This is a genomic window from Gluconobacter cerevisiae, from assembly GCF_015244675.1.
GTDB lineage: Bacteria > Pseudomonadota > Alphaproteobacteria > Acetobacterales > Acetobacteraceae > Gluconobacter > Gluconobacter cerevisiae.
The window spans coordinates 268,985-281,335 of the sequence record NZ_JABCQO010000002.1 but is presented as its reverse complement, the minus strand read 5'-3'; the positions used below and the strand labels follow the sequence as shown (position 1 = coordinate 281,335).

12 protein-coding genes are annotated in these 12,351 nt (G+C 60.3%); 8 read left to right on the top strand and 4 right to left on the bottom strand.

All coding sequences use genetic code 11. The features are described from left to right. Positions 1 to 17: 17 nt before the first annotated feature. The 3 genes from HKD21_RS04115 (at position 18) to mtnK (ending at position 2,785) form a co-directional block, all read left to right on the top strand. Entirely contained in the window at positions 18 to 830 is an 813-nt protein-coding gene (locus tag HKD21_RS04115) for an exonuclease/endonuclease/phosphatase family protein (RefSeq protein WP_194254331.1), read from the top strand. 72 nt (positions 831 to 902) lie between these two features. After that, on the top strand, positions 903 to 1,601 hold the full coding sequence (locus tag HKD21_RS04110) for a hypothetical protein (RefSeq protein WP_194254330.1): 699 nt from the start codon (positions 903 to 905) through the stop codon (positions 1,599 to 1,601). Then, positions 1,598 to 2,785: an S-methyl-5-thioribose kinase gene (mtnK, locus tag HKD21_RS04105; protein WP_194254329.1), complete on the top strand. Its 1,188-nt coding sequence runs from the start codon at positions 1,598 to 1,600 to the stop codon at positions 2,783 to 2,785. The genes HKD21_RS04110 and mtnK overlap by 4 nt, the downstream gene beginning before the upstream one ends. A gap of 41 nt (positions 2,786 to 2,826) precedes the next feature. Here mtnK and HKD21_RS04100 read toward each other — a convergent pair whose 3' ends face one another. The 3 genes from HKD21_RS04100 to rpsD form a co-directional block, all read right to left on the bottom strand. After that, positions 2,827 to 4,374 (bottom strand): peptide chain release factor 3, encoded by a 1,548-nt coding sequence (locus HKD21_RS04100; RefSeq protein WP_194254328.1) that lies wholly within the window; start codon positions 4,372 to 4,374, stop codon positions 2,827 to 2,829. Positions 4,375 to 4,561: 187 nt separating this feature from the next. After that, positions 4,562 to 4,840 carry a hypothetical protein gene (locus HKD21_RS04095; RefSeq protein WP_194254327.1) on the bottom strand — a complete coding sequence of 93 codons (279 nt, stop codon included), beginning with the start codon at positions 4,838 to 4,840 and terminating at the stop codon, positions 4,562 to 4,564. Positions 4,841 to 5,002: 162 nt separating this feature from the next. After that, a complete protein-coding gene (gene rpsD, locus HKD21_RS04090; RefSeq protein WP_194254326.1) occupies positions 5,003 to 5,620 on the bottom strand; it encodes a 30S ribosomal protein S4 in 618 nt (205 codons plus the stop codon). Between the two features lie 365 nt (positions 5,621 to 5,985). Here rpsD and HKD21_RS04085 point away from each other — a divergent pair, with 365 nt between their 5' ends. Continuing rightward, positions 5,986 to 6,456 (top strand): BON domain-containing protein, encoded by a 471-nt coding sequence (locus tag HKD21_RS04085; protein WP_194254325.1) that lies wholly within the window; start codon positions 5,986 to 5,988, stop codon positions 6,454 to 6,456. 99 nt (positions 6,457 to 6,555) lie between these two features. Beyond that, the gene (locus HKD21_RS04080; protein WP_194254324.1) at positions 6,556 to 7,770 is read left to right on the top strand and encodes an MFS transporter; all 1,215 of its coding nucleotides are present in this window, start codon (positions 6,556 to 6,558) and stop codon (positions 7,768 to 7,770) included. Here HKD21_RS04080 and HKD21_RS04075 read toward each other — a convergent pair. After that, positions 7,724 to 9,121 (bottom strand): MATE family efflux transporter, encoded by a 1,398-nt coding sequence (locus HKD21_RS04075; protein WP_194254323.1) that lies wholly within the window; start codon positions 9,119 to 9,121, stop codon positions 7,724 to 7,726. The genes HKD21_RS04080 and HKD21_RS04075 overlap by 47 nt on opposite strands. An 84-nt stretch (positions 9,122 to 9,205) precedes the next feature. On the opposite strand from HKD21_RS04075, the gene cysS reads away from it, so the two are divergent. The 3 genes from cysS to HKD21_RS04060 are packed head-to-tail and all read left to right on the top strand — an operon-like array spanning position 9,206 to position 12,340. Then, the gene (cysS, locus tag HKD21_RS04070; RefSeq protein ID WP_194254322.1) at positions 9,206 to 10,564 is read left to right on the top strand and encodes a cysteine--tRNA ligase; all 1,359 of its coding nucleotides are present in this window, start codon (positions 9,206 to 9,208) and stop codon (positions 10,562 to 10,564) included. A gap of 2 nt (positions 10,565 to 10,566) precedes the next feature. Continuing rightward, positions 10,567 to 11,343, top strand: coding sequence for an RNA methyltransferase (locus HKD21_RS04065; RefSeq protein WP_099285569.1), 777 nt, complete (start codon positions 10,567 to 10,569; stop codon positions 11,341 to 11,343). A gap of 4 nt (positions 11,344 to 11,347) precedes the next feature. Then, positions 11,348 to 12,340 carry an ion channel gene (locus tag HKD21_RS04060; protein ID WP_228120905.1) on the top strand — a complete coding sequence of 331 codons (993 nt, stop codon included), beginning with the start codon at positions 11,348 to 11,350 and terminating at the stop codon, positions 12,338 to 12,340. Positions 12,341 to 12,351 lie beyond the last annotated feature (11 nt).

The window sequence follows — 12,351 nt, the reverse complement described above, 5'->3', positions numbered from 1 at the left end:
TTATAGGGATCGCCAGCATGGGAACAGCTTCGGCGCATATTCTGAAACTCTCAACCTGGAACATGGACTGGCTGACCCTGCGCTCTACGGGCGATGGAGCACTGCCGGACGATGTTCCCGGTGGAGAGCATCGCGATTTTTCAAAACTCGCGGCTTATGCCCGGCATCTGGACTCTGATGTCGTGGCTTTTGAGGAAGTGGACGGCCCGATCGTCGCTTCCCGCGTTTTCAACCCTAAAACATATCAGATCGTCATGACGCCTGATGCGGTGGTGCAGAGAGTAGGCGTCGCCGTCCGTCGTGATCTGCATGTGACGGTCAATGAGGAACTCTCGGCCCTCAATGTCGCGGCACCAGATGCGCCTCATCAACTCCGCGGGGGCTTGGACGTCACCATCAGCGATGAACACGCCACCCTGCGTCTGCTGGTCGTGCATCTCAAGACAGGGTGTTGGGACCAGCCGCTGAACCAGCGTCAGCACTCCTGCCCTACCCTGTATCAGCAGGTCCGCGTCATGCAGGACTGGATGCTCGAACGACAGGACGAGGGCGAGGCCTATGCCGTTCTGGGGGATTTCAACCGGCGCCTGACGCTGCATGATCCGCTGATGCAGCAGATCGAGACTGAAACGCCGGTGACGCTAACAACAGCGGGCAAGGCCAGTCCGTGCTGGGGCGGCGAATATTTCATCGACCATATTCTTCTCGGCAATGCGGCACAGAACTGGCTCGTGCCGGACAGCCTGCGGGTCATGACCTATAAAAACGATACGACCCCTGAGGGTCTTTCAGATCACTGCCCGGTTTCAATCCGACTGGACATGCCCTGAAGGGGGCGTTGCGGACCCGAAAGTTCCGGTCCATGAAAGACTCCCCTTCCGCTGCCTCATCCGGAGCGACCGATGACTGATTTTCGATCTGCATGGCCCGTCACCCCTTTGGCCCCTCAGGTCGCGGTTCGGATCGCGCGGCCTATGCCGGACCTGTCTCCAGCGATCGAAAGTCGTGTAGCATCACACTGGAATGCCGCACTTGCGAAACATCCCACGCTCTATAACGGGCGCGTTTTCTGTGCCGATGTCATCGAAGCTGAAATCATCAGCGGGCACTGGTCGGAATACAGGCGGGTTCTGGCCCAGATGCGGGAGCCAGATCTGTATGGTGCGGATTTTCTGCGTCCACTGGCGGTCGTAGGCCTGTTGCGGACAACCGACGGGATCGTCATCGGGCAGCGTTCAGAAACATCCATTTACCTGCCCGGATACTGGCAGGGCGCTCCAGCGGGCAATGTGGAAAGCCGCGATGGCGAGGCGCAGATTGATCTGGCGGCCCAGTTGATGGCGGAATGTCTTGAAGAACTGGGGGTGTCTGAGATGGAATGTCACATCGGAGGTTGTCTTCTGGCCTGTGAACACCCGCAGACCCATATTGTGGATATCGGCATGGACATCATCGCCACGCTGGATTTCGAATCTCTGAAAGAACGCTGCAACCGTCTGGGTAATGCAGAATACCAGAGGCTGATGTTGATCCGGCCCGATACGACACTGCCCACACCGCTCGTCCCTACATTATCCGCCATGCTGGAGCGAAACCGATGACCTACCGTATTCTGGATGCTTCAGGGCTACGGGACTGGCTCGCACAGCAGCCGGATCTGTCGGAACGACTGGGAGGCGAGGCTGCGGATTGGAGCATCCGGGAGGTCAGCGACGGCAATCTCAACACGGTGTTTCTGGTAGACGGTCCGGTTGGAGTTCTCTGCTGCAAGCAGGCTCTGCCTCATGTCCGCGTGGCGCCGGACTGGCCCATGCCGCTGGAGCGGGCGCTGTATGAATCACGCTATATGCAGACTGTGGCACCTGCCGTTCCGGGGTTGATGCCGGAGTTCTTGGCCTATGATGCAGATCTGTTTCTGATCGTCATGGAATGTCTGACGGCGCATGAAGTTCTGCGATCGGCGCTGATCGCGGCCCGGGCGGCTCCGGGATTTTCCGCCGTGATCGGTGCCTATATTGCCAGAACCGTGCAGGCGACAGGATGGGTAAACCAGCCGTTTGAGGCCGGAGCGCGCCTGCTGGAGCAGTTTTCCGGCAATACCGCCCTCACCCGCATTACGGTCGATCTGATCCTGACAGACCCGTACCGCGTTTGCGATCGCAACCCGGAACCGGAAGCCGGTCTGCGCGAAGACGTGAAAGCACTTCAGACCGACCGAACACTGCACCTCGCTGTCGGCCGACTACAGGAGCGCTTCCTGACGGCAAGGCAGGCGCTGCTTCATGGCGATCTGCACACCGGCTCGATCATGCTGGACGGTTCGGATGTCCGCGTCATTGACGGCGAGTTCGCTACGATGGGGCCGGTCGGGTTCGACTGCGGGCTTTATCTGGGCAATCTGGCGCTGCATCTCTGCGCCGCCCCCTACAAGGTTGCGTTCCTCAGAAGCGAAATGCTGGCCTTCTGGAAAAGCGTCTCAACAGAATTACGCTCCAGCCTCTCGAAAGACGGCGGCGATCTTTGGACACTCTCCGAACCTGCGGCCCGTCAGGATCTGATCGAGGCGTTCCTGAATAGTATCCTGCGCGATACGGCGGGATTTTGTGGACTGGAAATGATCCGACGGACGGTCGGGTTTGCACAGGTCGCCGACTACGAATTGTGCCGCACCGAAAAGGATCGTCTTTTGGCGCGACAGAAAGCGCTTCAGATCGGACGGACACTAGTGGTGCAGAGTGCATCGCTACGGAGTTTTGCCGACATCCTCTCCCTGATGGGACTATGATAAAAAAAAACCCGCTCCTTTCAGAGCGGGGGTTTTTCTTGTCAGGCGGCTGACATGCCGATCTGTTTGATGTCATGAAACGCAAGATCGGGATTCATCTCGATGGTCCGGCGCATCATGAAAGAAGAGGTCGCGAGGAAAACCGGATCTCCATCCAGATCGTCGGCCATGGCAGAGCGGTTCATATCCTGAAACATCTCGATCTTGGCGCGGTCACCCGTGATCCAGCGGGCCAGCGAGTAGGGCGTGCTCTCGAAGCCGATGGTCACACCGTATTCGCCCTGAAGACGGGACTGAAGCACGTCAAGCTGGAGCGTTCCAACCACGCCCACGATCGGCGAGAGGCCATCCTGCGGACGGAAAAGCTGCACCACACCCTCCTCGGCCAGCTCCACAAGGGCCTGACGCAGCTTCTTGGCCTTCATCGCGTCATCAAGACGGACACGGCGCAGAATTTCGGGGGCGAAGTGTGGCACGCCCGTAAAGCGCAGATCTTCGCTCTCGCTCAGCGTATCGCCAATCCGTAACGTGCCGTGGTTCGGAATACCAACAACGTCGCCACCGAACGCCTCTTCGGCAAGCTGGCGGTCACGGGCGAAGAAGAACTGCGGTGTATGCAGGGCAAACTGCTTACCGGTCCGGACATGCTTAAGGCGCATCCCACGGGTCAGACGGCCTGAACAGACGCGGGCGAAAGCCATACGGTCACGATGGTTCGGGTCCATATTGGCTTGAATCTTGAAAATCAGCGCCGTGACCTGATCTTCGGAAGCCTTGACCTCGCGTGTTTCGGTCTGCTGCGCACGAGGTGGGGGACCATAAGCCACAAGCGCGTCGAGCAGGTCCGTCACACCGATTTCCTTCATGGCCGAGCCAAAGAAGACCGGGGACAGATGGCCCGCGTCGAAGGAGTCCTGATCGAACAGGGGAAGTGCGGCTTCGGCAAGTTCGACTTCCTCGCGCATCTGGATGATGCGGGGATCGTCTTCGCCGACAGGCTCTTTCGTATGCACTTCCTGCGTCCGCAGATCATAAGTGCCAATGAACTTGGCTGCACGCCCGATCGGCCATGTTGCCGGAGACGTGTCCAGCGCAAGCGTATTGGCGATTTCGTCGAGCAGCGCAAAACAGTCCTGCGCTTCACGGTCCATCTTGTTGATGAAGGTGACGATGGGAATGTCGCGCAGGCGGCAGATTTCGAACAGTTTGCGGGTCCGGTCTTCGATACCTTTGGCAGCGTCGATGACCATGACCGCGCAGTCCACGGCCGTCAGGGTGCGATAGGTGTCTTCGGAGAAGTCTTCATGGCCCGGCGTATCGAGCAGGTTGAAGACGCAGTCGCCATATTCGAAGGTCATGACCGATGTCACGACGGAAATGCCACGGTCGCGTTCGATCCCCATCCAGTCGGACTTCGTGCGACGACGTTCGCCCTTGGCGCGGACATTGCCCGCCATCTGGATCGCACCACCCGCTCGCAGGATGCGTTCGGTCAGGGTCGTCTTACCGGCGTCAGGATGGGAAATGATTGCGAACGTACGCCGACGAGCGATCTCGCGGCTGATTTCAGCGCTCTGCGCCTCTGACATGATGCCTCCGATGACAACAGCAAATCCGGGAGAAGTCCGGGACCGGCTCCCTCGCAGTGTCCGGGGTCAGATAGCACGTCTGACAACAGTGGGGGACACCCGGAAAATGTGCTTTTCCGTTGGGAGGCGCAATGTGGAGAAACCGGCTTTTTCCGTCAAGGGAGAAAGGCGCTGTTCCCGCGCGAACTTACCAGCGGAACCCCAGTGTATGCCCTGTGAGACTGCGAACGACATTACGCACGGAATCCACGGTCTTTCCCGCCGCCGTACGCTCCATCACAGGCGGAATGACCCGACAGCGTCTGGGCGTCCAGACAATGCTTCCATCCTTGCAGTGGACGGGATGAGGCCCCGTTGGTGGCGGATGATAGTGCATGTCGGGTGCAATGAAGGTGTTGATGCCGCGTGCCTGCGCAGAAACGCACACACCCGCGAAAATCAGAATGATCCATAGCCCAGATCGCATGTGCCTCTGCCCCACTCCCTGCGACACAGACCGCATCACTCGGCAACAGAACGATACATCACTACCGCCTCTTCCAGCCAGAATAAAAAAATGCCGGATGGGAGAACCCATCCGGCATTTTCCGGTCGCATTCCGATCCGGGCCCAAAAGCCCGGTTCAGGATCAGCGGGAGTAGAACTCGACAACCAGGTTCGGTTCCATCTGCACCGGATAAGGCACGTCCGTGAGAACCGGAATACGCAGGAACGTACCCTTCATCTGGCGGTGATCGACTTCAACGTATTCCGGCGTGTCGCGCTCACCCGTCTGCACAGCGTCGAGCACAATGGCGAGCTGCTTGGAGGAGGAACGAACTTCGATGACGTCGCCTTCCTTCACGAGGTAGGACGGGATGTTCACCTTCTTGCCGTTGACCGTGACGTGGCCGTGGCTGATGAACTGACGCGATGCGAACGGCGTGATCGCGAACTTCAGACGGTACACAACGGCGTCCAGACGACGCTCGAGCAGACCGATCAGGTTCTCGGACGTATCGCCCTTGCGACGGACGGCTTCGTCATAATACTTGCGGAACTGCTTCTCGCTGATGTTGCCGTAGTAGCCCTTGAGCTTCTGCTTGGCCATCAGCTGGATGGAGAAGTCGGAAGGCTTCTGCTTGCGGCGCTGACCATGCTGGCCGGGGCCGTATTCGCGACGGTTGACCGGGGACTTGGCACGGCCCCACAGGTTGACGCCGAGGCGGCGGTTGATCTTGTACTTGCTCTCAAGACGCTTTGACATGGGTTGACCCCTGTACTCATCAGAACCGCCCCATGCTGCATGGCGGTCCGTTTTGTTGTGCCGGTAGGCTCTCTCCCGGATTGGAAAGAGCGGGCGCGCACCCAGATGCCGGACCGGCGGGGTTGCAGACTCCCGCACTGATGGACCGGCCGGTACGTCCACGTTTCCGGCTGTGCCGTCGCGCCTACAGGAGTCCCCGGACGGGGTCAATCAAAACCTGCTTGCAAGCGTGGTCATTTTCTTGCAGTGGGGACCAGGAAGTTGCGCAACCATCTCTCTTCCGGTTGCGCTGACTGTCCGGATCTCCCCTTCGCTTTTTTCCGAGCACTCCTGAAGGGGAGCAACACGATTTTTCGAGTTTCAGTATGAAAATCTACCGCTTCAATCCCAAGGCCGGCCGTATCGGCGAAGGTTCCCTCGAAGGACTGGTGCAGTCCCTTGATGCGCCCCTGCCCCCCAAGCCCGGGGAGAGCGTCATCAAGCGTGCCTTCAAGAGATTCGGTCTCGCCCAGATGCATATGTCCCATCTGGTGATCGATGACCGCACGATCTATCTGCGTGGCAAGGCGGACAACGCCAAGGACCGCGACCAGATGATCCTTGCAGCAGGCAATGTCGCGGGCGTCTCCGCAGTCGAGGCCGAAATTGCCGTGCCCGCCGGAACTCCGGACCCGGATTTTCTGGAGATCAAGACAAGCAAAACGCTTGATGAGGTTGCGGACAAGCTGCCGCAGGACATCACCGGCGATGAGTTGCTGGATGCCAATCAGCCGCTTGTCACGGCCAAGGATGACATTTATCCGGGTCAGACCATCCGCCTGCCCACCGAAGACTGATCTGTTCGTCGTGGCTCCTCAAAGATGGGGTGCCACGACAGCTTTTCAGAGCCCGGCAATGGCAGGACGGTCCTGACCCCCATTCCCGGAACTCTCCTCATGGACTCCATCGAACCTCTCGACGTCGAACGGGTGCGACCGCCCCACGGCGTCGGACCGGCCATGCTGTCCCTCATGCTGGCGACATTCACCATCGGCACCGGCGAATTCGCCATGATGGGTCTGTTGCCGGAATTTTCCCATTCCCTGAACATCACCATTCCGCAGGCGAGCTGGGCCATCTCGGCTTATGCGATGGGGGTTGTCGTCGGAGCGCCGCTGATTGCGATCACTGGCGCGCGTCTGCCGCGGCGCACACTTCTGCTCTGTCTGCTGTGCCTGTTCATCGCTGGCAATATCGGCAGCATTCTGATGCCGAACCTTGCTGGCATTGAACTCATGCGGTTCATGACCGGACTGCCTCATGGCGCGTTTTTCGGCGTTTCGGCTCTGATCGGCGCATCGATGGTCGAGCGTGCACGGCGCGGACGGGCAGTCGGACGTGTGCTGTCCGGCATCATGATCTCGACCGTTATCGGATCACCACTGTCAACATATGCTGCAAGTCATGTCGGCTGGCGCATCACTTACGGGGTTATTGCGGCACTGGGCCTCGTGTGTTTCGTGGGAATCTGGTTCTTCGCCCCTCGTGACAGGCCGCATCCGGGCGCAACCGCGCTGACCGAACTCGGCGCTTTCAAACGGCCTCAGGTTCTGTTGACGCTGCTGACCAGCGCAGTCGGGTTTGGTGGACTGTTCGGAATCTACACCTTCCTCACAACCGGACTGACGGACATCACGCAGCTTCCGGGCTGGCTCGTGGCTGTCTATCAGGTCGTGTGGGGACTGGGCATGGTAGCGGGCAATGCGTTCGGCGGGGCCATGGCGGACCGTAGCATCGACCGGACGGTGATCGTCTCCCTGACGGTCAGCATTGTCTTCATGCTGGGGTTCTGGCTGTTGCTGCCCTCGCCTTACGCCATGTTGCCGATCACGTTCCTGGTTCCGGCCGGGATCATCATGCTCTCACCTGCCCTTCAGACACGACTAATGGAAGTCGCCGGGGACGCCCAGACACTGGCGGCCTCGCTCAACCACTCGGCTTTCAATATGGCCAACGCCTTCGGGGCCTGGTTTGGAGCCATGCTGGTCAGTTCAGGGTTCGGGCTGGGGTCCGTTGGCTGGGGTGGCGCCATCTTCTCTGCGCTGGGACTGGTGATTTACGGTCTCACGATGTGGCAGGCAAAGGTTTCCGCATCACGCGAAGCAGCCTGATCCCGAAGGCCACGCAGGTCGTGGCCAGCGCCAGCGCCATGCCGATCCAGAGACCTTCAACGCCGAAATGTTGATGGAAAGCCAGCCAGCCGCCGAAGACCAGGCCGACCAGACCATAACTCGCCATGGCAATCAGCATGGGAGTCACGGCGTCTCCGCAGCCCCGGAGGGCACCGCTGAAGACGCATTGCAGGCCATCCGCAATCTGGTAGAGCCCGGCAATCTTGAGGAGCGTCACGACAAGCGCCGTGGTTTCAGGATCCGGCGCACGATTCGAGAAATAGAGCGGCAGGATCTTTTCCGGCCAGATCAGCAGCAGCGAGGATGTGGCAAGGCTCCACATCAGCACGATGCCCATTCCGGTCAGGGCCGCGCGACGCCCCTGCTCCATGCGCCCTGCTCCGCGCCAGTAGGCTACACGCACATTCGTCGCCTGACCGATCGCCAGACACACCATGAACAGCAGCGAACTGACATTGACCGCGACCTGATGGGCCGCAAGACTGGGCGTTCCGAGTTCACCGGCGCGCAGGCTAGTAATCTGGAACATCAGGATCTCGGCCGCAGCCCCCATCATCATCGGTCCGCCGAGCTTCAGCAGATCCTTCATGACGGCCCACTGCACAGGCGCGGGTTTCAGAACCGCCCTGACGCGCTCATGGGTCAGGCAAAGTCCGAACAGGGCAAAGCTAACGACCCAGCCCGTCAGGGTGGTGGCCGTTGCCGAACCATAAAGCCCCATAGCCGGAAGTCCTGCCCAGCCGTGGATCAGCGCCGCATTGGTCAGCCCGTTGCAGACCGCCATGGCCGGCATGATCCAGAGCAGCAGCGTCTCGGCGCCCAGCGCCGGCAGCGCGACACGCAGAACGCCAATGACAGCCAGATCAGGCAGAAGTGACAGCAGCAGAATATCAATGAAGCGGCTGCCATGCGTGATGACTTCCGCCGGTTCGCCGATGGAAGTGAAGATGGTTTTCGAAAAGGCTAGCAGCAGGGCACACGGAACGAAAACCGCAATGGCGAGTAAGAGGGTTGCGCTCATGACGCTGCGCCCGTCATGGGACGTGCGACCATGATCTTCCGCGCCGCGCCCATGCGACAGAAGCACCCCTGCCCCACCGAGAATGGCCTGAAACGTCACCATCGTCGTGAAGAAGAACGTGCTGGACAGACCGCCAATGGCCAGTTCCGTCACCCCGAGACCGCCAAGCAGGACCGTATCCGTGACACCCATCGCCATTTCGGAGAGCTGCGACAGGGCCAACGGCAGCGCAATCCGCACGAGCGTTAAGGCATGATTGCGTGGCGTTGTCGGGTCAGACGGCGGATGACTGGAAAAGGTGCTGCTCATGCCTCCCTAATACAGGCGTCAAACCTGCCGACAAGAGTAACAAGCCTGTTGCGCCCAAACCAAGGCTGGCGCATTGATCGGCATATGGCCGATCCTGCTGCACACGTGCTCCGCCTGCACGATACCCATCTTCGCGAAAAGCGACCGTTCACGCCCCTCGATCCTGAGAATGTGCGCGTCTATTTCTGCGGACCGACCGTCTATGACCGCGCGCATATAGGCAATCTGCGGGCCATGATGTGCGCGGATATCCTCATTCGTCTGCTGCGGACGCTGTATCCGCGCGTCACTTACGTCCGCAACGTCACCGACGTGGACGACAAGATCAACGCGCGCGCGAAAGAGAACGGCGAGGACATTTCCGCCCTGACCGAACGCACGACGCAGGCCTTTCATGAAGATCTCGCGTCACTCTTCATTCTGCCGCCCGATATCGAGCCCCGCGCGACCCATCATATCGACGATATGCTGGAGATGATCGCGCAGCTGATCGAAACCGGGCATGCCTATGAAGCCGAAGGGCATGTGTTGTTCGCAGTCCGCAGCTTCCCGTCCTATGGCGCACTTTCGGGCCGCTCGCTCGATGACATGATCGCGGGTGCCCGTGTTGAAGTTGCACCCTACAAGCGTGATCCGGGCGATTTCGTGCTGTGGAAGCCGTCCGAGCCGGAGCTGCCGGGCTGGGACAGCCCTTATGGGCGCGGACGGCCGGGCTGGCATATCGAATGCTCGGCCATGTCGCACCGTTATCTGGGCGAGAGCTTCGACATTCATGGCGGCGGCGACGATCTGCTGTTCCCGCACCATGAGAACGAGCGCGCGCAGTCCATGTGCTGCCATCCGCACGGCAAATTCGCCACGCACTGGGTCCATAACGGGATGCTGCTGTCGAACGGCGAGAAAATGTCGAAATCGCTCGGCAATTTCTTCACGATCCGCGAAGTGCTGGACCGTTCGCCCGCCGAACCGCTGCGCCTGCTGTATCTGGGCGCGCAGTATCGCTCCACGCTGGATTTCAGCTGGGACAAGCTGGAAGAAGCCCGTCGGGTACTGGATCGGCTGTACCGGGCACTTGAACGCGGCGATGCGCAACCGGGTGCCGCTGTTCCGGCAGCGGTCATGGACGCGCTGTGCGACGATCTGAACACGCCTTTGGCCATCGCGGCCCTCCACCCGCTGGCGGACGCCGCCATGCAGGGCGATCAGGACGCGGCCTCCAGTCTTCTGGCTGCCGGAAAGATGCTGGGCCTGTTCAATGTCACCCCCGCCGAGTGGTTCCAGTCCGGTGTGGATGCCAGTGCGATCGAAACCCTGATCGAAGAGCGCCTTGCGGCCCGCAAGTCCCGCGATTTCGCCCGTGCTGATGCCATTCGTGCGCAGCTTGCCGCCGATGGCATTACCCTTGAAGACGGCCCCGGTGGCACAACATGGCGAAAGGCGTAATCATGACCGGACGTGACGGCGGGGCGGATATCGGCCCCCTTGGAGACTTTGATCCGGTTGTGATTCTGGTGCGTCCGCAGCTTGCCGAGAATATCGGCACGACCGCGCGCGCCATGGCGAATGGCGGCCTGTTCCATCTGCGCATTGTGGCACCGCGCGACGGCTGGCCGCAGGAACGCGCCTGGTATGCGTCGTCAGGCGCGGATCGGATTCTGGATGCGGCGCAGGTTTTCGAAACCGTGGACGACGCGGTGGCGGACCTGCACCGTATTTTCGCAACGTGTCCGCGCCCGCGCCATGTGGTCAAGCCGGTCATGACCGCGCGAGGTGCCGCGGCCGAACTGCGCGTCGCCTCCACCCGCGGCCTGCGCACCGGCATCCTGTTCGGACCCGAGCGCGCAGGGCTGGACAACGAGGACATGGCCCGCGCCGATACGCTGGTCCGCTATCCGCTCAACCCGAAATTCATGTCCCTCAACCTCGCACAGGCCGTGCTCATCATGGCCTATGAGTGGTTCCTGACCGAGGACATGACGCCACCGCGCGAACTCATGACCAATGAGACGCATGTGGCGACGAAGGGGGAGATGGAAAATTTCATGTCCCACCTCATCCGCGATCTGGATGAGACCAATTTCCTCAGAAACGAGCAGAAACGCCCCGGCATGGTGCGGAACCTGCGTCATTTCTTCACCAGAGGCGAAGTCACGGAACAGGAGCTTCGCACCCTTCACGGCGTTGTCAGCGAACTGAGCAGCGCCCGCAGGAACAGGAGCTGACCCCATGATTCACTGGCGCCACCGGAAACGGATGCAAGCCCGACCTGATCCGGGGGCGCCAGAATCACAGCACGGACATCCCACCGTCGTCGAGACGGTCAACAGGATCCGGGCGCATGTTCTCGAAGAGAACGGCCGCAGCGACATCATCCGCACCGGTCTGGATGCCGGGGTTTTCGGGGATCTCTACCACACCCTCATGACCATGAGCTGGTTCACGTTCTTCTGGGCGTCCATGGGGCTGTATCTGGTCATCAATGTCGCCTTTGCCCTGATGTATTACGTCATCCCGCACAGCGTCAGTGGCGTTCCGAACGGGGATTTCCTCGACGATATTTTCTTTAGCGTTCAAACCATTTCGACCGTGGGCTACGGCACCATGGCTCCAGTCGGACGACTGACAAACACCATCGTCTCGTTCGAAGTGCTGGCGGGCATGATGCTGAACGCGCTCGCCACAGGGCTGGTCTTCGCCCGCTTTTCGCGCCCCCGCGCCCGCGTCCTGTTCAGTCATGTCGCGGTCGTCTCCTATGACGACGTGATCCCCACTCTCACGATTCGCATTGCCAACCAGCGCCGGACCCTGATTCTGTCCGCCAATATCGAGATGACCCTCACGCGCCTGATGCCGGACGAACGCGGACGTCTGGTCCGGCGTTTCGACCGCCTGACGCTCGTGCAGTCCCACATGCCGATCTTCCGGATCAGTCTGAACGCAACCCATCTGATCGATGCACAGAGCCCGCTTTATGGCCTGTCCGCCGAGACGCTGATCGATCAGAACGCGGAAATCATCATCACGATGGACGGGACGGACGAAATCTCGTCCCAGACCGTTTTCGCCCGTCATGCCTACGAAATCGGACATGTGAAACACGGCTACCGTTTTTCAGATATGATCGCCAATCGTCCGGACGGGCGCGTGGAAGTCGATTTCCGTCGTTTCCATACGACCGAGCCGGGCGATACGCCGCAAACGCCTGATCCTACCCCCTGACAGGAGACATC

Excerpts from the sequence above, each read along its gene's own strand:
- HKD21_RS04115 (WP_194254331.1), top strand. The coding sequence starts at position 18 with ATGGGAACAGCTTCGGCGCATATTCTGAAACTCTCAACCTGGAACATG.
- HKD21_RS04110 (WP_194254330.1), top strand. The coding sequence starts at position 903 with ATGACTGATTTTCGATCTGCATGGCCCGTCACCCCTTTGGCCCCTCAG.
- mtnK (WP_194254329.1), top strand. The coding sequence starts at position 1,598 with ATGACCTACCGTATTCTGGATGCTTCAGGGCTACGGGACTGGCTCGCA.
- HKD21_RS04100 (WP_194254328.1), bottom strand. The coding sequence starts at position 4,374 with ATGTCAGAGGCGCAGAGCGCTGAAATCAGCCGCGAGATCGCTCGTCGG.
- HKD21_RS04095 (WP_194254327.1), bottom strand. The coding sequence starts at position 4,840 with ATGCGATCTGGGCTATGGATCATTCTGATTTTCGCGGGTGTGTGCGTT.
- rpsD (WP_194254326.1), bottom strand. The coding sequence starts at position 5,620 with ATGTCAAAGCGTCTTGAGAGCAAGTACAAGATCAACCGCCGCCTCGGC.
- HKD21_RS04085 (WP_194254325.1), top strand. The coding sequence starts at position 5,986 with ATGAAAATCTACCGCTTCAATCCCAAGGCCGGCCGTATCGGCGAAGGT.
- HKD21_RS04080 (WP_194254324.1), top strand. The coding sequence starts at position 6,556 with ATGGACTCCATCGAACCTCTCGACGTCGAACGGGTGCGACCGCCCCAC.
- HKD21_RS04075 (WP_194254323.1), bottom strand. The coding sequence starts at position 9,121 with ATGAGCAGCACCTTTTCCAGTCATCCGCCGTCTGACCCGACAACGCCA.
- cysS (WP_194254322.1), top strand. The coding sequence starts at position 9,206 with ATGGCCGATCCTGCTGCACACGTGCTCCGCCTGCACGATACCCATCTT.
- HKD21_RS04065 (WP_099285569.1), top strand. The coding sequence starts at position 10,567 with ATGACCGGACGTGACGGCGGGGCGGATATCGGCCCCCTTGGAGACTTT.
- HKD21_RS04060 (WP_228120905.1), top strand. The coding sequence starts at position 11,348 with ATGATTCACTGGCGCCACCGGAAACGGATGCAAGCCCGACCTGATCCG.